We start from the raw sequence: 18,833 nt of genomic DNA on the forward strand, positions 1-18,833 counted from the left end.
ACGGAGCGCTCCGTTGGTTCTGGTTTTCTCCTTTATACACGAAGCGCGACGGGCACCTGGTCGCGGCAAAGGCGACCTGCTTGCTACGCGTGCGACGCGGCGACGCGCTCTGCCAGCTTCGCGTCATAGCTCGAATGGACGTGCACGCGCTTCTTGTCGGGAAACGCGTAGTTGTACGCCTTTCGAAGCGCGAGGGAAGCCTCGTGAAATCCCGAAAGAATCAGCTTCTGTTTGTTCGGATAGCCCGCGATATCGCCTGCTGCAAAGATGCCGGGACGTGTGCTCTCGTAGTTCGACGTGTCGACCGTGATGCGTCCGCCTTGCACTTCGACTCCCCACTTCGCGATCGGACCGAGATCGGCCACGAGACCGAACAACACCAGCACGTGATCGGCCTCGATATGCACGGAGCCTTCAGCCTGTCGAATTTCCACTGATTGGAGTTGGCCATGGGGCGCGCTCAGGCTCGCGATCGTGCCGACCGCAAAATCCATCTCGCGCGCTTCCACTGCGCGCCGCATGCTGGCGACGCTGGAGTCTGTCGCGCTGAAACCATTGCGACGATGCACGAGCGTGACGTGCTGTGCAACCGTGCGCAGCGCCAACGCCCAATCGAGCGCGGAGTCGCCGCCGCCCGCGACGATCACGTTCTTGCCGGCGAAGTCGTCGAGTTTGGGGACGCTGTAGTGAACGTGACGGCCTTCGAGCGGCACGGCCTCGTCGAGCAGCAAACGCTGCGGGACAAACGATCCGTTGCCGCCCGCGACCAGGATGGCCGCGGCTTCGAATGTCAGTCCTTTATCGGTGCGCGCGAGCCAGTGCCCATTGTCGAGCCGCTCGACGGTTTCGACACGATGGCCGAGATGCAGCGGCGGAGCGAAGGGCCGGCATTGCTCGACGAGCCGATCGACCAGTTCGCGCGCGGTGCAAACGGGTACGGCAGGAATGTCGTAGATCGGTTTGTCCGGATATAGCTCGATGCATTGCCCGCCCACACGCTCGATGTTGTCGACGATCTGACTCGACAGACCGATCACGCCGGCCTCGAACGCGGCGAACAACCCCACGGGTCCCGCGCCGATGATCAGCACGTCGGTGCTGATGGGTGAAGCGGACGGCGTGTCTGCTGGCGTGGTCATGGGTGGTCCTCGCGGGTCGATGGGTGTCGCGTATGTCGTGTGTGATCGTGTGTGATCGTGTGTGATCGTGTGTGCCGATGCACGGTTTCACGATACAGAGGCGCGCATGGGTCGGCAACGAAGGCACCATGGCGGGCAGGGGTAAGCCGTGCGGTCGATGCGCAACCGGATTAACGCTTTTTGAGTGACGGGAAAAATTGCCGTTTAACTGAAATCTCGGGCAAGGAATGTGGCACCAATCAAATCCAGTAAAGAGAATATAGGGAAATAACAAGGGATTTATTCTTTCGCCGCGATGGATCGAGGCTGCGTGCATTCGTATAACTACGCGAGTTTTAAAGTGTGCTGTTCTGTAATTCGGTAAGAATGTCGTGAAATTCAGGCGGGTAGATCTTTTCCCTGCGCTACCTGCTTTTGAAATAAACCTGTTATTTCTCCAATAACCTGCGCCCATAACGCTTTGCTGCCGACAACCATTCACTAGCTGCGCGTTGCGAATTCAAGGCGGGAATATTTACCGCTACCCGATATCGTTCAGCGTCGATTGATAAGGATAGCGAATCGAATGCGAAAGGATCAACACCTTTTGCCAACCCACTCGCCGCCGTTCCCTATCGAAGTGTTTTCGTCGGGCGCGGCCCGGCAGTGGATTGAATGGTCATGGTGAAACGTCGTCAATTTCTCGGTTTGGTAACCGCTGTCAGCGGAAGCTACGTGCTGACCGCGTGCGGTGGAGGTGGTGGCGGCGCGGGCGGCGATCAGGGACATGCATCCAGTGCCGGCGCAACGACCAATAGCGCGACATCCGGCGCGACCACGACAACAGCCGTGAACGGCGCAAGCTCAACGACTTCGAACGGCTCCACATCGGGCTCGTCGAATCAGACGCAGCCGGATACAAGCTCATCGAACAGCGGCACGCTGGCGTCGGCGAGCGGCACGTCCATTCCCCCCGCTGCATCTATCACCGATAACCAGGCTGCACTCTGGACACTCGTCAACGGCTCGGTCTATCGCAACGGTGTGATGGCCGGCAATACCTATAACGTGACGCTGCTGCTGTGGTACGGCAACGGCGTGTATCACCAGGGCACGGGCGGACAGTTCTATGGATGGAACGGCACGACCTGGCTTGCCTGCAACGATCCGCGCCTTGGCGGCACATCTGCCGACGGCACGACCATCCCGCAAGCGTCATACATCATCGACAAGGTCGGCGCCTTGTGGACGGTTTCCAGTGGCAGGGTCCTGCGCAACAACGCATACGTTGGTCTGACCTCCAACGTAGCGCTGCTGCTGTGGTACGGCGGAAAGATCTGGTACCGGTCGACGGGCGGCCAGTTCTACGTGTGTACGGACCTCGATCAATGGCTGCCGTGCAACGATCCGCGCATCGTCGTCGCCGCGCCGCGCGGCTCTTTCCATGGCATCAACGGCCATTACGATTATCGCTATACGGCTGCCCAGGTCGTGCAGATCATGATGAACATGGGCTGCTCGACATATCGCGTCGGCTGCACGGATGATCCCGCGCAACTCTCCGCCGTCACTCTGCTCGCGCAGGCGTTTCAGGCAGCGGGACTGACGCTGTTCGTGCTCGTCAATATCGGCGTGCGCGATCTCAACGGCGTGCTGTTTGCAAGCGAAACCGTTGCCTACAATCGCGGGCGCTCGTGTGGCGCGACGGTGGCGGCGGCACTCGCGCCGTACGGCGTCGTGATGTATGAGTGCGGAAACGAACTGACACGCGATAACGCAATCATTCTCGACTCGACCAACGCCGGCACCAAGGCGGCCGACTTCAGCAACGCGAATTGGCCCATCATGCGTGGCGCGATGCGCGGGATGATCGACGGCGTGAAGTCGGCTCAGCCGGCCGCGAAATGCGGGATCAACTTCTGTGTGGCCGATATCGGTGCCGCCGATGCCTTGTGGGACGGCAAGCAACCCGACGGCACGAGCGGCTATCCCACCGTGCGATGGGACCTGACGACGTGGCACAACTACGAGGTGTACGGCGACATCTTCGACATCGGCACTGATGGTGCCGGTCCCGGGTTCGATCTGCCGACCTACTGCAACGCGCGCTATGGCGTGCCGTTTCTGCTCACCGAGTGGAACACCGGGCCGGAGAAGAGCCAGGCGTATCGCGCGAATTACATCAGCGCGCGGTATGCAAGCTATTACCAGGCGAGAAAGACAAAGAACATTCAGTCCGCCATGTACTACGTGCTCGATAGCGGTGATGCCACGTACGGCGTGATGATCGACGGCATCACGCTGAATCTTCCCTATAACGCCTTCGTTAGCTTTGTCGCGAGTCATCCGGACAATTAAGAAAGAGTTGCGGACAATTGCAACGCCTTCTCATTCAATGAAAAACTTGCCGACGTGACAATTTCGGTTTCGCGAATTTGCACGCTCTACAAGACAAATTTTCAAAACGCTGCTCGCGTCACTTCACAACCTCCGATTCCATGCCATTTATACGAGTGGCATGGATGCTGCTATTTCAATGCGTCATGCATCGATGCACGTTGCGAAGGGTTGTCATAAGCAACGCTTCAATCGATGGGTCAAGGACGACACGCCGCACTATAAACATTAGCCGGGAGGCGACGATGTTCGACGCAGCACTACTGCGCAATGACCTCGCACTAACCTTCAGACAGATGAACCCTTCGGCATTGGGCTGTGCGCGCGCGAGCATCGGTGTCGTGCCCTGCGCGCTCGTTTATGTGGAGGCCGACAGCACAGGAAGCCCCAATTGCAAAAGCGCCGATCCGTTCTGCTACGTCGAGCAGGCCATCACGCTCAACCGCAGCATGAAAGCGGTTGGCTTGCCGAGATTGACTGTGGCCACCAACGTCGCTGACGACGTGACGCGCTATCTCGAGAAGGTCGATGCCGATGCACGTCCGTACGTGTTGCAACTGGCCCCATCGAAATTGACGCTTCCGCGCAATACCCGCTTCTATGCTGCGCATTTCAAGCTCGACATGATGGAGCAGTTGGGTGCGATGCTGCACGAAGACGAACTGCTGATGGTGCTCGACACCGACATGCTCGCACTTCGAACCGTGAATGAAGAACTGCTGCAGCGCTGTCAGTCGACAGGTGTGGGCGCCTTTGACATTTCCGACCAGGAGTTCTCGGCTTACGGCGATGGTCGTGTCATCGACGATCTTGAAACGGTGGCGGGCGCGCGCCTTCAGAATCCGCGATGGTTTGGCGGCGAGGTACTGCTCGCGTCCGCTGGATTCGTCAAGGAACTGGTGCCGCGCGCGCACGCATGCTTCGAGCGATACCGGCGCGCTATCAACGAGTTGAATCACAACGGGGACGAGGCATTCATTTCCGCGGCGCTCAATCTGCTTTCCGACGAGGGTCATCAGATCATCGATCTCGGCGCGAACCGCGTGGTCGGACGTCACTGGTCAGGCAACACGCACCGTGACCTTCGCTGGTTCAAAGGATGTTCGTTGCTGCATCTGCCCGGATGCAAGCGATTACTGGAGCGTCAGGCCCGTCGCCCCGTCTTCAGCGCAGCGCATGTGTGGCGGAGTCTTGTTGTCATGCACGAACTCAATCGGACAGTGTGGCCGCTCAGGCGCTGGATGCGCTCGCGGGTGCGGCCGCGGCTCGGGCACAGGTAGAAGGCAGTTGCACGTCGATTTTTCGTTCGCGTTCAAGCGAACGCCTTAACGATCGTCTTAGAAATCATCGCATGCGCAGGCATGCCAATCATAAAGCACGCGGGAGCGACCATGTTGATCGGGAACAACTTGCAATGGATACCACACCAGCAGACGAGCGCAGTTTCAAGCACGCAACGTATCGCTTTCGTACTCACTGAATCGTGCGACCTGCTCGGAATAGGCGCCATCGCCGAGGCGCTCGAATGCGCGTGTTCGCTTGCGACGGGCGAGACAGCGAAAAAGTATGAAATGCGATTTGTGTCCGAAGGCGGTGGACATGTCAAAAGCGATCGCTCGCTATTCGTTTCGACAGACGAATTACCAAAGCCGAACGACGAACGATTTGCTCATGTATTCGTCGCCGGTGGGACGCTCTCGAGAGCGGCCTGCGACACGCCCGTTCTGAGCGGCTGGCTGCAACGGATGCGGGCCAGCGGTGCGCGCGTCAAGCTCTTCACGACGGGCTTCGAAACATCGAATGGGACCCACGACAATGGCCCGATCAGCGGATACGAACAGGCGCGCCGCCGAAGGGCGCAACTGGGGAGTGCCGTCAAAGCGGCATTCGAAGTAATCCGCGCGGATTTCGACGAATCGATCGCACACGAAGCGCTACGCCGCACATCGTTCGTCGATTCGAGCGAATGGCTGTCGCCGTCCGTCGACGCGGCCAATACTGCGGGAGATCGAATCCGCGCAGCGGCGCGCTGGCTGCAGGACAACTGTCATCGCGCCGTCAGCGTGAACGATGCTGCCGAAGCCTGCGCGATGAGCCAGCGAACACTGCTGCGCAACTTTCAGACATACATTGGCGCATCGCCATCCGAGTATTTGCAGCGAGTCAGGCTCGAGCGTGCGTGCCAGTTGCTCGCGGAGACTTCGTTGCCCGCGGACAAAGTCGCGCGACGCGTCGGGCTGACCAACGGCGACAGACTAGGCAAGCTGTTTCGCCGGTGTATGGGCAAGTCTCCAATCGAGTACCGTGCGTGGACGCGTGGCAATGCCGATGCAAACGAATCGACTGGCGAGACGACGGTCAGCGCCCCTCAACAGCTGACGCTCGCGACGTGTGACGAATGACGCGCTGCGCGCGCGTGGATAGTGGCAGTTGATTCAAACGGCGGCGCGTAACTTCAGGTTTTGCGCTGCCGCATTTTCTCCGCGTTCCGTCGGACGGCTTTTATCGCCGTCATTTCACCCTGAAGCGCATTTCGTCGAATACATCCAGGGTCGATACAGAAAAAAAATTCTCAATGTGACGGAAATTGCGCCATTCGCGACGCATTTTCGTTCCGGTAATTATGACGTTTCGGTAAAAGCGACGTTACCGCCCACCCGTTTGTCGATTTCCAATACGGCAATACCCGTAATGCAGAGAACAATAAGGATCACAAAAGTACCTCATAGGGTCATATTGCCCGAAAAGCCGGCGCGAAATTCACTCACAGAAAATCGAAAGGGCGAATTTCCTTTCCAGAAAGTTATAGTCGGAAGAATCCTGCTAATTGTCCGATGAAGTTATTTTCGGGTGTAATTTGCCGCATGTCTTGGGTATTATTTACGCCGATCGAAAGGATATGTGCGAACAAATTGCCGGACCTCCTTCACGCCTGAAAAGTGAAACGTTTGCGCAGCGCACAAGGACAGTTGGCAGTAGTGGCAACACGTTAGGGAATCGTCGGAGCCTGCCGGCCTGCCGTGGCAGGTGGTTCATTCATCTTCTCCCTGTCTGAAAACCGGGTGACAAAGCGCCATTGCCAGTAAGGATTACTGAGCAATGCGGAGTCGCTCGCGCCGCCATCCTGGTCCGAAATCCAGCAGTCAACTCTTTGGACTTTTTTCGAGAACTTTCTCGACAGGGATGCGCTTGCCATGAATAAACGACGTCAATTTCTAGGCCGCCTCGCGGCGCTCGGCGGCAGTTATGTCCTCACTGCATGCGGCGGAGGCGCCGGCAGCATTACCGATGCTTCGGGTGACGCGGTGGCGAAAGCGACGGCCCGCGCAGCGGCATCGGCTAGCGGCACGACCATTCCGTCGGCGACATCGATCGTCGACAACTCCGGCGCCACATGGACTCTATCGGGTGGTTCCGTCTACCGGAACGGCGTGAAAGCGGGCAACAACTATAACGTCGCGCTCGTACTGTTCTACGGCGGCGTGATCTATCACCAGGGGTCGGGCGGCCAGTTCTATTCGTGGAATGGATCGACGTGGATTGCCTGTAACGACCCGCGTCTTGGCGGCACGTCGCCCGATGGCACGGCGATTCCTCCCGCGTCGTACATCATCGACAAGACGGGCGCGATGTGGACCGTCGTGAACGGCGTCATCTACAAGAATGGCAAGACGGTCGGCAACACGTATAACGTGTCCCTGCTGCTGTGGTACGGCGGAAAGATCTGGCACAAGGGAACGGGCGGCCAGTTCTATGTCTGCACGGATGTTGGCGGCTGGCTGCCTTGCAATGATCCGCGCATCGCTACAGCGGCCACGGCAGGCATGTTCTACGGCGTCAACGGCCACTACGACTACAGCTACACCCCGGCGCAGCTCGTATTGATCCTGAAAGGCATGGGCTGCACGAGTTACCGAGTGGGTTGCACCGACGACCCGAATCAGTTGAATGCAGTCGCCAAGCTCGCGCAGGCTTTCCAGCCGGCGGGGATTTCGCTGCTCGTGCTGATCAACCAGGGTGTGTACGACTCGAACGGCAACGTCTTCACCAGCGAGTCAGCCGCCTACAATCGCGGGTTGCAGGCTGCGATGGCCGTCGCGAATGCACTCAAGGCATACGGCGTGACCCTTTATGAGTGCGGAAACGAGTTGACGCGGCAGAACGCCACGATCCTGGACTTTACCAACGCAGGCACCAAAGCCGTCGACTTCAACAACACGAACTGGCCGGCCATGCGCGGCGCGATGCGCGGCATGATCGACGGCGTGAAGTCGGTGCAACCGTCGGCAAAGTGCGGCATCAACTTCTGTGTCGCGGACATCGGCGCAGCGGACGCCCTGTGGGACGGCATGCAACCGGACGGCTCGGGCGGTCATCCGAAAGTGCGCTGGGACGTCACGACGTGGCACAACTACGAGGTGTACGGCGACATCTTCAACATCGGTATCGACGGCTCGGGACCCGGGTTCGATCTGCCTACGTACTGCAAAGCCCGCTATGGCGTGCCGTTCATCATCACCGAATGGAATACGGGGCCCGAGAAGACGCAGGCGTATCGAGCCAGCTATATCACGAGCACGCTCGGCAAGTTCTATCAGGCACGCAAGACGCACAATATCCAGTCAGTCATGTATTACGTGCTCGATAGTGGCAACAACACGTACGGCATGATGACCAACGGTGTTGCGCTCAATCCGCCGTATAGCGCGTTCACGAGTTTCGTGTCAGGCAACGCGGATTCCTGATCCACAGCGGGCGCGATGCGCGGCACGAATGCTTCCCCGCCTGTGAGCGGGGAAGCGCTGCCTCACCGATCAGCGCCCACTTCCAGCAACTGTCCCCATTCATAATCGATGTGGTCGGGCGTGAAGGGCAATACGCCGGCCCCCGGCGTGAACGTCAATTCGCCGAAATAGACGCGGTTATCAGGGGCGTAGAGATCGACGCGGACATAGTCGAAATCTTCGGCCAGGATTGTCGCGGCTTTCAGCACCGCTTCGAGATTGTCAGGTCGAGGCGGCGGTTCGGCACTTCGCGTATAGGGGCCGATCATCACATCCATATGCCGCCATTGCGCGTCGAACACGTCTCCATGCGTGTGATTGCCGAACCGGTCCGTGATCAGAAGAATGTACATGAGCGGACGCCCGGCATGCCCGCCGAAGCAATGCACCTTGAAATCAGCCGGAACACGCCCTTCGCGGTCCAGAAGGAGCTGCTCGAAGAAGATACGCGGCCTGATTCTCTTATAGTGCCGTTCGCGTGCGATCCAATAGAACGACGTCGATAGCCACCGTTCGGACAGTTCCTGCAGCCTTTCGAACGTGGTCTCGGACTTGTCGCGCACGAGTTCGACGAACGTACTGCCGTGATTCGCCTTCATCACGAACGCATCGGGCAGACTATCGAAGACCGCACGCGTAAATACATCCGGCGCGGAAATAAGCGGCACGAGATGCTCTTCGCCGAGCTTCGCGGCAACATATTCCCGAACTTCGAGCTTATCGGTCAAGCGTACGTAGCGCGGGTCCGGCCGAAGATTGCGTTGCAGGATCTTCTCGTTGAACGTCGCGGGACGGGCGAGCCGCGGATATCGCCCGATACATTTCCGGTGCAACAGGCTCAGGAATAACGTATCGGGCAATATCGACTTTGCCTTTTCCTTGATTCTGCGGATCGCCGACTGCGTTGGAATCGGATCTCCCACAACGTGGTCATGCAGCAGCGGGTGCGTTGCGACTTGATCGGACGATGCGGGTGTCTCCTCCTTCGTCGAAGACACGTTCATCTCTTCACTGGCCTGCGCATATTCGGTTATTGGCATTGTTTGCGCTCCCTGCGTTCAGCTAGAAAACCGGCTTCACTACCGAATACGTCGCTGGGGCCGATTCGATGACATGGTCGGCCGCTGCAGGCGACGGCGTTTGAGCGTGACCGCCGTTGCCGAGATGTCGCAACCCGCGAAAGCTCGTCGGCGACATGCCGTAACGCTCCTTGAAGATCCGTCCCAGCCGATTTCCGTCGCCCATCCCGCAACGCCTTGCAATCTTGTCGATGGGAAGTTCGGTATCCGTCAGCATCGAGCAGACGACCTCGAAGCGCGTGCGCAACAGGTACTCAAGTGGGGTCACGCCGAATTCAACCTTGAAACGACGCTGATAGTTACGCTTGCTCATCGCCGCGGACTCGGCAGCCTGGCTGACGGAAATGGGCTTGCTGTAGTTTTCTCTGATCCAGCGCGCCGACTCGCGGATCTTGTCGGACGTGGTCGCGACACCCGCATCATCGGTGTCGGGTCGCATGCGCTGACGGACTTGTGGCTGCAACGTATGCGCGATCCGGCGGGCTGTTTCTGCATTGAGGTCGCGCTCGATCTGCACGAGGGCCATTTCAGTCGGCGTCGCACCGGCGGCCCGCATCTCAGAAAGACCGTCGTCCAGCACGAACACGGGCACGGCGGATTGCGCCGGGCCACTCGACAGATCAGTCTTCGGCCGCATGCAGGACGGCGTGCCCGATCCCTGGCGCGACAGCCAGGAGACGAGTTGCCCGTTCGATTCGGTCATCGGATCCGCGCTGCAAGCAACGAAGAATGCGTGAAAGTCGGCTAGATGAAACCGTTCGAGCTTCTGCGTCCAGATCGGAAAGCTGGCGCTGCCCGTGACGAACCCGCCTGTCTCCGACAGCACCGAGAAGCGGTATGGCGGCTCGACACCGACTTCCGCTTCGAGCTTGTTGGCAAGGCAAAAGGCATCGCACACCGCGCCCGCCGCCGCCATCGAGCAATGCGGCGCGATCAGCAGACCAATATGCTTTTCAAACTTCGATTTCTCGAGCCGTTCATCGGCACACAACGGGTTTGATTGATAAATCCCATTCACCGTTAGCTCTCCAAATTAATTCATAACAATTCGACCCGAATCAGAATACATTAGGGAAATGAGCCAGGCGATGCTTGTCCGATTGGCGCGATTGATGTGGCGCAATCGTTCGGATGTGGGAAATTCTTACTTAATCACGTGCTTAGCGTTCCTGGTGTTTCTGCTAATCACGGAAAGATTTTCTGAGAGAAAATGTCCGATTTTGTTGAGTCAAAGTCGCTTCATGTCCCGGGAAGGCTTGCCAGATAAGGGCTACTGCACGGGAAAGTATTCCGTAAGCGAATCGCTGCCGCAGCATCCTGTCACTGCCGTTGTGTTACACGATTTTCCGCGTGACGTATCACTCTGTTACACGAATTTCAGATCGCAACAACTCTTTCGCTGGCGCGCGCTCGATGTAACGTGTTCCACCATATCGGCCATTAGCACCCGAATTTAAGCCGGGTTTCTACTCATTCGAATTCTGCGCGTCTATGCTTCAACGCAACATGAATGGAAAGGCGATTTCGCGGATCGAAAGTCGATCTATGAAATCAGCCTGAAGTGCTTTTCAAACGAATGGCTCCCGTCGAGAGCGTGCATGACATGTCACTCGCCTCACGCGGTCGTGAGGATCGAAGCTTGTCATTGCGCACGCCAACAGTCTTCGCATCGGCGCAGACACGACGGGCTTTTCGCAATTGCCAGTGCCTCCAGTGCCGGAAAAAGGGGATACGCATGAGTGAAATACGCAGGCATCTTGCTCTTCTCGTCCTGAAGTTCTGATACGGCCTCGGGGATCTGCGGCTATCTCGCTCCCCGTCAGTTGCCGTCATGGCTATCTGATCAGTCGTTCCTGTAACTCATCATCGGCCCGAGCACGGCTGATCGAGCTTCCGTCGCGTCCCGTCGGGCGGCTTCATGCCGCCAGGTGGCCGTGTACTCACGTGCTTCGCAGCCTGCTCGACCAACCGCATATCAAAGGATGATTCCCGTGGATTATTACCCCTCGAACTCGCTTCCTGTTGCCCCAGAGGTTGAGCGCGGGCAGCTCACCGCTCGAGAGATGCTCAACCTGATGCGGGACCACATCTGGGAAATCGTGGCGGCCACCGTCGCGGTGTTTCTGCTTGCCGTCGCGTATCAGTTGATTGCAACGCCCGTGTATTCGGCAGATGTGCTCGTGCGCGTCGATCCCCCCGAGCCCAATGCGCTTGGACTCGCGCTACAGACTCAGGAGGCGCTCCCGCCGCCTGCGCCGTCGCCCAGCACCGAAATGGGCGTGATGCGCAGCCGTACGGTGCTCGACCCCGTGATCGATCGATATCGCTTCGACGTCTCGATCAAGCCTCGGCGTATCCCCATCATTGGCGACGTTGCGGACAAGTTCTCGACGCCGGGCGAGCCAAACGGCGCATGGCTAGGGCTGAAGTCGTTTGCCTGGGGTGGCGAGGTCGTCAAGGTCGGTTACCTGAACGTTCCGCAGAATCTCGAAGAAGAGAAGCTGGATCTCATTGCGCTCGGCGACGGCGCCTATGAACTGCTGGGACCGTCCGGCGAATTTCTGATCAAGGGCGCGGTCGGCAAGCCAGCCGAAGGCAACGGCATTTCGGTGCTGGTCAATCAGCTCGCCGCGCGGCCCGGTACGCACTTCGAGGTGATCCGCTGGAATTCGGTGGATGCGACCAAACGCTTCATGGATGTCGTGAAGATCACGGATAAGGTGAAGGACTCCGGCCTCATCCAGATCGAATACGCGGACAAGAGTCCTTCGAAGGCCGCCGAAGTCGCGAACGCACTGGGGCAGCAGTACCTCGCGGCAGCGATCGCCGGTCGTCAGCTGAACGACACGCAGACACTGAACTTCATCAAGGGCGAATTGCCGCGCCTGCTCGCCGATCTGCGCAAATCGGAAGAAGCACTCAAGAGCTTCCGTGCGAAGTCCAATTCGATGCAGCCGACGACCGAGGCGCAATCCTACCTGCAAGGCGGCCTCGATCTCGATCGGCAGATTGCCAGTCTGGAACTGCAGCGCACGCAATTGCTGGACAAGTACGCGCCTGGAAGCCGCTGGATTCAAAGCGTCGACACGCAGTTGGCGCAATTGAAGAAGACGAAATCCGAATTCGACGGACGCTTCCAGGGCATGCCCGCGTCCGAGCGTGAAAGCGTCGATCTCATTCGCGCGCAGAAGGTCGCTGAGACGGTCTACATGGGCATGGTGCAGAAGGCCGAGCAATTGACGGTGCGGCGTGCCAGCACGACGGGCGGCGCGCACATTCTCGATACGGCCGTGCGGCCGCATCGCCCCGTCAAGCCCGATCCGCTGATCGTGTTGCCGGGTGGCTTCGTGCTCGGTCTCGTGGCAGGCGTCTTTATCGTCTTCATGCGTCGCCACGTGCTGGTTGGTGTCACGGACCCGCGCTATGTCGAGCGTCGTCTGAGCGTGCCTGTCGTCGGCGAAGTGCTGTTCAGTCATCAGCAATCGCTGCTCGATCGAGGTCTGCCGGCCGCCGCGCGAAAACCACTGCCGGGCGCAGCCGGACGCGGTGCGCTGCCAGCGCAACGTGGCGCAGAAGGCGGCGAAGCAGCGACAGGCGAAAAGATCGATCCGTCGTTCGGCACTTCGGGCAACAAGATTCTTGCCGAACGGTTCCCGCACGACGCATCCGTCGAAGCATTGCGCGAAGTGCGTACTGCAATGGCGCGTGACCTTGCGCATACGCGCAACAACATCGTCATGGTGACAGGGCCGACCACGTCGGCGGGCAAGAGCTTCGTCGCGGCGAACCTCGCGACGCTGCATGCGGAGGCGGGGGCGCGGGTCGCATTGATCGACGGTGACATGCGCCGCGGCCATCTCGCCGCATTCTTCAGTCAGAGCAATCGCGGTGGCCTTTCAGAAGTGCTTGCAGAGCGGATCCCCTTGCGCGACGCGTTGCGGCAGGTCGGGATTGACGGCGTGACTTTCATGTCATGCGGGGCGCGTCCGGAGAACCCGGCGGCATTGCTCACGCGCCCTCGCTTCAGAGAAGTACTGCAACGCCTGAGCAATCACTTCGACATGGTGATCGTCGACACGCCGCCGTTCCTCGCCGTGACGGACGCCTCGATCATTGCGAACGAAACGGGCGCATCGCTGCTCGTGCTGCGCTCGGGCATGCAGACCGAAGAGGAGATTGCCGACACGATCAAGAAGATCGAGCGCGCAGGCGGACGGGTGGCAGGCGCCGTCTTCAACGGCATTCCGCTGCGTCGTAGCACGCGCAATTACGGCTACGCGACCAACTATGCGAGCGACTTCGGCGAAGTCGAGACAGCGGCCTGATGACGGCATGTCACTACGCAACCACTGCAAACGGCACAACTTCGTGCGGCGGAGAATCGATGGCATTCGCGATTAATGGAAAGTTCACATCGCAGCCTGTAACGGGCGTGCAACGGGTCGCATATGAACTCACGAGAGCCATGCAAATGCGTGAAGAACCGGGCAACGAACTGGAGATCTTCGTGCCGCACAACGCGATGGAGCCCGGTGCGTCGCTCAAGCGGCAGCGGCGCTTTCCGTGGCTGCGCGGCACGCTATGGGAACAGATCACGCTGCCGTTCGCGGCCAGAGGCCGGACCCTCGTCAATCTGTGCAACACGAATCCGATCCTCAAGCGTCGGCAGGTGGTAATGGTGCACGACATGGCCGTTTATGACGCGCCGAATGGCTTTTCGAAGAAGTTCTTGCTGTGGTATCGGCTGTGCTTCTCGATCCTGCCAAGAATGGAACCATTCGTGCTGACCGTATCCGCGTTTTCGAAGCGGCGCATCAGCCATCACCTGAAGATCGACGAGTCGCGCATCGCTGTGATCCAGCCCGGTGCCGATCATCTCGATCGCGTGGTGCCGGACTACCGCGTCATTGATCGCCTGCAGCTCACGGAAGACACGTACTGCGTGATCGTTGGGAGTCTCGACCCGCGCAAGAATCTGCAGCGCGTGCTGGAAGCGATCTCGGGCCTGAGCCATCTGCGCAATGTGAGATTCGTGATCGTCGGCGGAAAGAACTCGCGCATTTTTGCGAATGAAGGCGTCGAAGAAATGTCGCGCTCACAGCAGGTGATATGGGCGGGCTTCGTGTCGGATGGCGAGTTGAAGGCGCTCTATGAACGCGCGGGCTGCCTCATTTTCCCGTCGCTTTACGAAGGCTTTGGATTACCGCCGCTCGAGGCCATGTATTGCGGATGCCCCGTCGTCGCTTCGTCGCGCACGTCCATTCCTGAAGCATGCGGGGACGCTGCGATGTACTGCGATGCGACGTCCGCGCAAGACGTCGCCGACAAGATCTCGCTGATGATGAGCGACGGCGCGATAAGGCAACGGTACCGGGTAAAGGGAAGGGCTCATGCGCGGGAGTACCGCTGGGACCGTTCGGCGAAGAAGCTGCTCGATGTCTTGTACGGCAAGGAGAGTGAGCCTCTTGCGGAACTCGCGGCCCGCGTGTCGGCCGGCTGAGCGACGAATGGCGCAGCCTATGGATCGAATCAGTTACCGGCCATCCAGACGACGGGTACTCGCCGCGTTCGCGGCGCTCGCGTGTGCGGGCTTGCGGCCGATGCATGCGATCGCAGCCGTCGCGTCCGGCCCTGCTGGTAATCGCATGCCTCGCAGGATCGCCGACATGATCGGCACGAATGGCTGGCCAGGCTCGGCGGCCGACATCGACATGTGGCGCAAGATGGGCATCAGCTGGGGGCGTGGAGCAGTGGGCCCCGGGCAGCCGGATGCGCCGACCCAGCCGATGCGCGTCGACAAGACGGGCAATCGCTATGACAGCGATCTGCCTTCCGTCGTATTGCGCAATAACCAGAATGGAATCCGGTCCTTGTTGTTTCTCGGCTATACGCCGAAGTGGAATGCGAGCCTTCCCGGCGACACGAAATCAGCACCCGAAGATGTCGATGCATGGGAGCGTTATGTGGACGCGGTGGTTCGCAAGTACTCAGAACCGCCGTATGGCGTGCGCCATTTCCAGATCTGGAATGAAGCGGCGGGACGTCTGTCGGGGGGATTGCCGCAAGCCACGTTCTGGCACGGCCCGAATTTCGACAAGAACGAGCGCCAGTCCGGACCTTATGACCGTGCGATGCAGGACTATGTCGAACGAATTCATATTCCTGCTGCCCGCATTATTCGACGCTATGGCGCGTATGTCGTCTATGGCGGATGGCCCGATCAGGGCGGTCTCGACAATCTCGACAAATGGCTCGATTACCGAAGCCCGCGTTTGAACGAGCGAATGGCCGACTGGGTCGATTACCTCGACACGCATTACCTGCCCGTCGCAGATCTCGACGGTCTGTATGAACGGTATGTCAGGCAGGGGCCGGCGCGCGGATTGTGGCAAACGGAGATTGGCGACAGGTACATGCTCGACGAGCACTACTTGCCGCGCTACTTCTTCGAGTTCGCGGTATGGGCACTTCAGCGCAATTGGGACGACCCGGACAAGTATCTGTCGATGGTCTATCACTGGGACGGCTACGAGCCTTTCCGGCTCACGCATCGCGGCCCGCCCAAGCGCACCTTCAACGTGTCGGGGCAAAGCCTGATCGTGCTCAACCAGACGATTCCCGGCGCGCTTGCGTCGCTTTCAAAGCCGCTTCGCTTCGGTCCGGAAGTGACGGGCTCGGGTTTGCTGTCGGACAAGGACGTGGTGATTCAGGTGAGTGCGCCATCCGGCTGGCACGCCGTGGAAGCAGCGGGCATCGCACCGCCGTCGGGCGGCGCGCGAGTGCTCTTCATCGACGCGTTGACAGGTGCTGCCGCGTCGAAGGAAGACACCGCACTGAACTGGAATGGCGACTCGATGAACATCCGGTTTCGCGTGCCGGACAACGTCAATGGCGCCGACAGAAAGCCGCCCAGACATCTTGCCTATCTTGTCGTGCGGGCGAACCAGGGGAATTCAGCTTGAGAGAGACGAGCTCTCTTTGCATTCGACAGGCCTATACGCCCAATTTCGCATAGCGGATTCAATTGCCCGCTGATTCACTTCATCGTATCGAGGCTCTATGAAACAGATCGCCATCGTCATATGCAACTACAACTATGAACGCTTTCTCGCCGAGACGATCGAATCTTCGTTGGCACAGGACTTTCCCGGGACGCGAGTGCTCGTCATCGACGACGGGTCCACGGACGGTTCGCGAGCGGTGATCGAGCAATATGGCTCGCGTATCTCCGCTGTGTTCAAGGAAAACGGCGGACAGGTGTCCGCATACAACCTGGGCGTCGAACTCGCCGGCACCGACTATGTGATCTTCCTCGATTCCGACGATGTGCTGTATCCCCACGCGGTGTCGGAGGTCATGCGCAAGTTCGAAGAAGAGAAGCTTGCGAAAGTGCAGTTTCGTCTCGACGTGATCGACGAAGCGGGCAAGCAGACGGGCGCTTATGTTCCGCACTCCGAGCCGCCCACCGACTGCGGCCGCTTGCTGAAGGAAGGCTGGCTCTATCCGTCGCCACCGGCGTCGGGCAATGCTTATAGCGTGAGCGCGCTGAAAGCGGTCTTTCCGGTGCCGGAAGGCGGCATCAACCGCTATGGCGCGGACTTCTATGCGATCTACGGGGCCGCGCTGATGGGTGCCGTCGCGACGATACCGCAATCGCTCGGTGCGTACCGGGTCCATCATTCTGCTACCCCAAGCGTGTCGTTTGCGAACTCGGAGCAGATCAAGAAGGCGCCGAAGGCGTTCAAGGAACGTTGGGTCACACTGCGTGAAATCGCGAAAGAGCGAATGAATCTCGATCTGCCGCATGCGTTCCATGATTTCGCGCATGAGAAAGCCTACTTCGGATCGAGTCTTTACCATGCGTCGCTCGGCGCGCGGTGGCGCTGGATGCTGAACGATTCGCGTGCCTATATGCACACGATCGTCGCCAACCCTTTCTGGAGTCTGAAAAAGAAGGCCGGCACGCTCTTTCTATCGAGTCTCTGCCTGTTGCCGTATTCGCCTCTTTCAGACTTCGTGGTCCGGTACATCACCAACCCGCTTGCGCGCCGCGGCACGGTCGAGCAATAGCCATGCAGCGTCGGGAATACAGGAGAGGTTGGAATGGATGGTAAGAAGAACGCTAACGTCATAGCATTCGTCTACGGCGGCTATCTGATGAGGTACGTGTACCTCATCATCGTCGTGCCGTTCTACGGACGCGTGCTTGGCGTCGCCGAATATGGACGTGTTCTTGCGGCGATGTCGCTGATGAACGTCATCTGGATGCTGGCGAGCTACGGCTTTACGTTCGTCGGCATGCGCGAAATATCGAAAGCCCAGAACAACAGCGAGTGCAACGCCATTTACTCGTTGCATACGAGCGCGCGCCTTGCATTGTGTGTGCTGGGCGCTTGCATTGGCGTCGTTGCGACCTTCTGTTCGCCGACGTTGTCGGAGCGACCGCTGATCGGCTTGCTGGCAACCACGCTGGGCGTGGTGTCGGCATTGAATCTGGGCTGGCTCTATCAGGGGCGTCACCATTTCCGCACGCCGATCATGATCGAGGTATTCGGCTTTGCGGTGAGTCTGGCGCTCGTGCTGTGCCTCGTCAAAGGGCCGGCGGACTCGGTTTGGGTGGTCGGTAGTCTGTTGACGGCGGGCGTGCTGTCTCTGGCCATTTCCTATGGACTGGCGACCTATCAGCTGGGGCGGCCACATCTTTCGTTTACCGGCGTCGCGTCGCTTGTAAAAGGCTCGACGATGCTGTTCTGCTATTCGTCGGGTTCTGTCGTGCTGACGGCTGCGTCGACGTATCTGCTGACGCTGCTCTCCACGCCAGCCCAGGTCGGCTACTTCGGCGCAGCGGAGCGTTTTGCGACCATCGGGCTGAGCCTGATGGGACCCGCATCGCAAGTGTTCATTCCGACCATCTCGCGTCAGCTTGCGCAGGGAGACAAGGCGGGCGCCCACGCGACTACGCGGCGCGGCGCGACGCTGATGCTGGGCTACGGCCTGCTGGTGTTTTGCGGCGCGTTGGCGTTGTCGCCCATCGTTCTTCCATTGATTCTCGGGGAAGCCTTTACGCCGAGTGGGCACGTGTTGCAGTGCTTCGCATGGATGTTTCCGTTTGCGGCCTTCAATGAATTCGCTGCGTTCTACGTGTTCGTGCCGCGCAAAAAAGATCGCTTGCTCGCTATTGCGGGTACCGCGTCCGGCGTCGCGAATCTGCTCGCGGCACTCTATCTCGCCCCGCGATACGGCGCAGAGGGCATGGCATTCGCTCGCGTGATCGGCGAACTTTCGTTGTCGGCGATGCTGCTGATCATCATGGTCCGACTGGAATTGATCACGCTCGTACCGGGCGCCGGGCGTGCTATCGCGATGGCGCGATTCGCTTGGGGAACCCGCGGTCAGGCTGGCGCGAGCAAGGAGGATTGAGTGAGGCCTTGTTTCTGCACGAAGCGGATTGAGGG

12 protein-coding genes are annotated in these 18,833 nt (G+C 59.3%); 9 read left to right on the plus strand and 3 right to left on the minus strand.

The annotated features are described in order from the left end of the window. Nucleotides 1-83: 83 nt before the first annotated feature. Nucleotides 84-1,139 carry an NAD(P)/FAD-dependent oxidoreductase gene (locus PPGU16_RS26980; RefSeq protein WP_180723435.1) on the minus strand — a complete coding sequence of 352 codons (1,056 nt, stop codon included), beginning with the start codon at nt 1,137-1,139 and terminating at the stop codon, nt 84-86. A 660-nt stretch (nt 1,140-1,799) separates the two neighbouring features. On the opposite strand from PPGU16_RS26980, the gene PPGU16_RS26985 reads away from it, so the two are divergent. The 4 genes from PPGU16_RS26985 (at nt 1,800) to PPGU16_RS27000 (ending at nt 8,260) form a co-directional block, all read left to right on the plus strand. Next, nucleotides 1,800-3,476 (plus strand): hypothetical protein, encoded by a 1,677-nt coding sequence (locus tag PPGU16_RS26985; protein WP_180723436.1) that lies wholly within the window; start codon nt 1,800-1,802, stop codon nt 3,474-3,476. Nucleotides 3,477-3,640: 164 nt separating this feature from the next. Beyond that, nucleotides 3,641-4,795 carry a response regulator receiver protein gene (locus PPGU16_RS26990; protein WP_243460667.1) on the plus strand — a complete coding sequence of 385 codons (1,155 nt, stop codon included), beginning with the start codon at nt 3,641-3,643 and terminating at the stop codon, nt 4,793-4,795. A gap of 465 nt (nt 4,796-5,260) precedes the next feature. Further along, entirely contained in the window at nt 5,261-5,917 is a 657-nt protein-coding gene (locus tag PPGU16_RS42720) for a helix-turn-helix domain-containing protein (RefSeq protein ID WP_224028914.1), read from the plus strand. A gap of 792 nt (nt 5,918-6,709) precedes the next feature. Continuing rightward, entirely contained in the window at nt 6,710-8,260 is a 1,551-nt protein-coding gene (locus tag PPGU16_RS27000) for a hypothetical protein (protein WP_180723439.1), read from the plus strand. 62 nt (nt 8,261-8,322) lie between these two features. Here the strand turns inward: PPGU16_RS27000 and PPGU16_RS27005 are convergent, their stop codons facing one another. Both PPGU16_RS27005 and PPGU16_RS27010 read right to left on the minus strand, forming a co-directional pair. Next, nucleotides 8,323-9,339: an ATP-grasp fold amidoligase family protein gene (locus PPGU16_RS27005; protein ID WP_180723440.1), complete on the minus strand. Its 1,017-nt coding sequence runs from the start codon at nt 9,337-9,339 to the stop codon at nt 8,323-8,325. A gap of 22 nt (nt 9,340-9,361) precedes the next feature. Continuing rightward, nucleotides 9,362-10,294, minus strand: a complete 933-nt coding sequence (locus PPGU16_RS27010; protein WP_180725223.1) for a helix-turn-helix domain-containing protein — start codon at nt 10,292-10,294, stop codon at nt 9,362-9,364. A 1,066-nt stretch (nt 10,295-11,360) separates the two neighbouring features. On the opposite strand from PPGU16_RS27010, the gene PPGU16_RS27015 reads away from it, so the two are divergent. From PPGU16_RS27015 to PPGU16_RS27035, 5 genes are all read left to right on the plus strand, one after another. Continuing rightward, entirely contained in the window at nt 11,361-13,703 is a 2,343-nt protein-coding gene (locus tag PPGU16_RS27015) for a polysaccharide biosynthesis tyrosine autokinase (RefSeq protein ID WP_243460618.1), read from the plus strand. Between the two features lie 59 nt (nt 13,704-13,762). Then, nucleotides 13,763-14,878, plus strand: a complete 1,116-nt coding sequence (locus tag PPGU16_RS27020) for a glycosyltransferase family 4 protein (protein ID WP_180723442.1) — start codon at nt 13,763-13,765, stop codon at nt 14,876-14,878. Nucleotides 14,879-14,897: 19 nt separating this feature from the next. Continuing rightward, a complete protein-coding gene (locus PPGU16_RS27025; RefSeq protein WP_243460619.1) occupies nt 14,898-16,340 on the plus strand; it encodes a hypothetical protein in 1,443 nt (480 codons plus the stop codon). A gap of 97 nt (nt 16,341-16,437) precedes the next feature. Then, the gene (locus tag PPGU16_RS27030; protein WP_180723444.1) at nt 16,438-17,448 is read left to right on the plus strand and encodes a glycosyltransferase family 2 protein; all 1,011 of its coding nucleotides are present in this window, start codon (nt 16,438-16,440) and stop codon (nt 17,446-17,448) included. A gap of 33 nt (nt 17,449-17,481) precedes the next feature. Next, complete coding sequence (locus PPGU16_RS27035) at nt 17,482-18,798, plus strand: lipopolysaccharide biosynthesis protein (RefSeq protein WP_180723445.1); 1,317 nt, start codon at nt 17,482-17,484, stop codon at nt 18,796-18,798. Nucleotides 18,799-18,833 lie beyond the last annotated feature (35 nt).

It is taken from the genome of Paraburkholderia largidicola (assembly GCF_013426895.1).
GTDB lineage: Bacteria > Pseudomonadota > Gammaproteobacteria > Burkholderiales > Burkholderiaceae > Paraburkholderia > Paraburkholderia largidicola.

Excerpts from the sequence above, each read along its gene's own strand:
- PPGU16_RS26980 (WP_180723435.1), bottom strand. The coding sequence starts at position 1,139 with ATGACCACGCCAGCAGACACGCCGTCCGCTTCACCCATCAGCACCGAC.
- PPGU16_RS26985 (WP_180723436.1), top strand. The coding sequence starts at position 1,800 with ATGGTGAAACGTCGTCAATTTCTCGGTTTGGTAACCGCTGTCAGCGGA.
- PPGU16_RS26990 (WP_243460667.1), top strand. The coding sequence starts at position 3,641 with ATGCTGCTATTTCAATGCGTCATGCATCGATGCACGTTGCGAAGGGTT.
- PPGU16_RS42720 (WP_224028914.1), top strand. The coding sequence starts at position 5,261 with ATGCGGGCCAGCGGTGCGCGCGTCAAGCTCTTCACGACGGGCTTCGAA.
- PPGU16_RS27000 (WP_180723439.1), top strand. The coding sequence starts at position 6,710 with ATGAATAAACGACGTCAATTTCTAGGCCGCCTCGCGGCGCTCGGCGGC.
- PPGU16_RS27005 (WP_180723440.1), bottom strand. The coding sequence starts at position 9,339 with ATGCCAATAACCGAATATGCGCAGGCCAGTGAAGAGATGAACGTGTCT.
- PPGU16_RS27010 (WP_180725223.1), bottom strand. The coding sequence starts at position 10,294 with ATGGCGGCGGCGGGCGCGGTGTGCGATGCCTTTTGCCTTGCCAACAAG.
- PPGU16_RS27015 (WP_243460618.1), top strand. The coding sequence starts at position 11,361 with ATGATTCCCGTGGATTATTACCCCTCGAACTCGCTTCCTGTTGCCCCA.
- PPGU16_RS27020 (WP_180723442.1), top strand. The coding sequence starts at position 13,763 with ATGGCATTCGCGATTAATGGAAAGTTCACATCGCAGCCTGTAACGGGC.
- PPGU16_RS27025 (WP_243460619.1), top strand. The coding sequence starts at position 14,898 with ATGGATCGAATCAGTTACCGGCCATCCAGACGACGGGTACTCGCCGCG.
- PPGU16_RS27030 (WP_180723444.1), top strand. The coding sequence starts at position 16,438 with ATGAAACAGATCGCCATCGTCATATGCAACTACAACTATGAACGCTTT.
- PPGU16_RS27035 (WP_180723445.1), top strand. The coding sequence starts at position 17,482 with ATGGATGGTAAGAAGAACGCTAACGTCATAGCATTCGTCTACGGCGGC.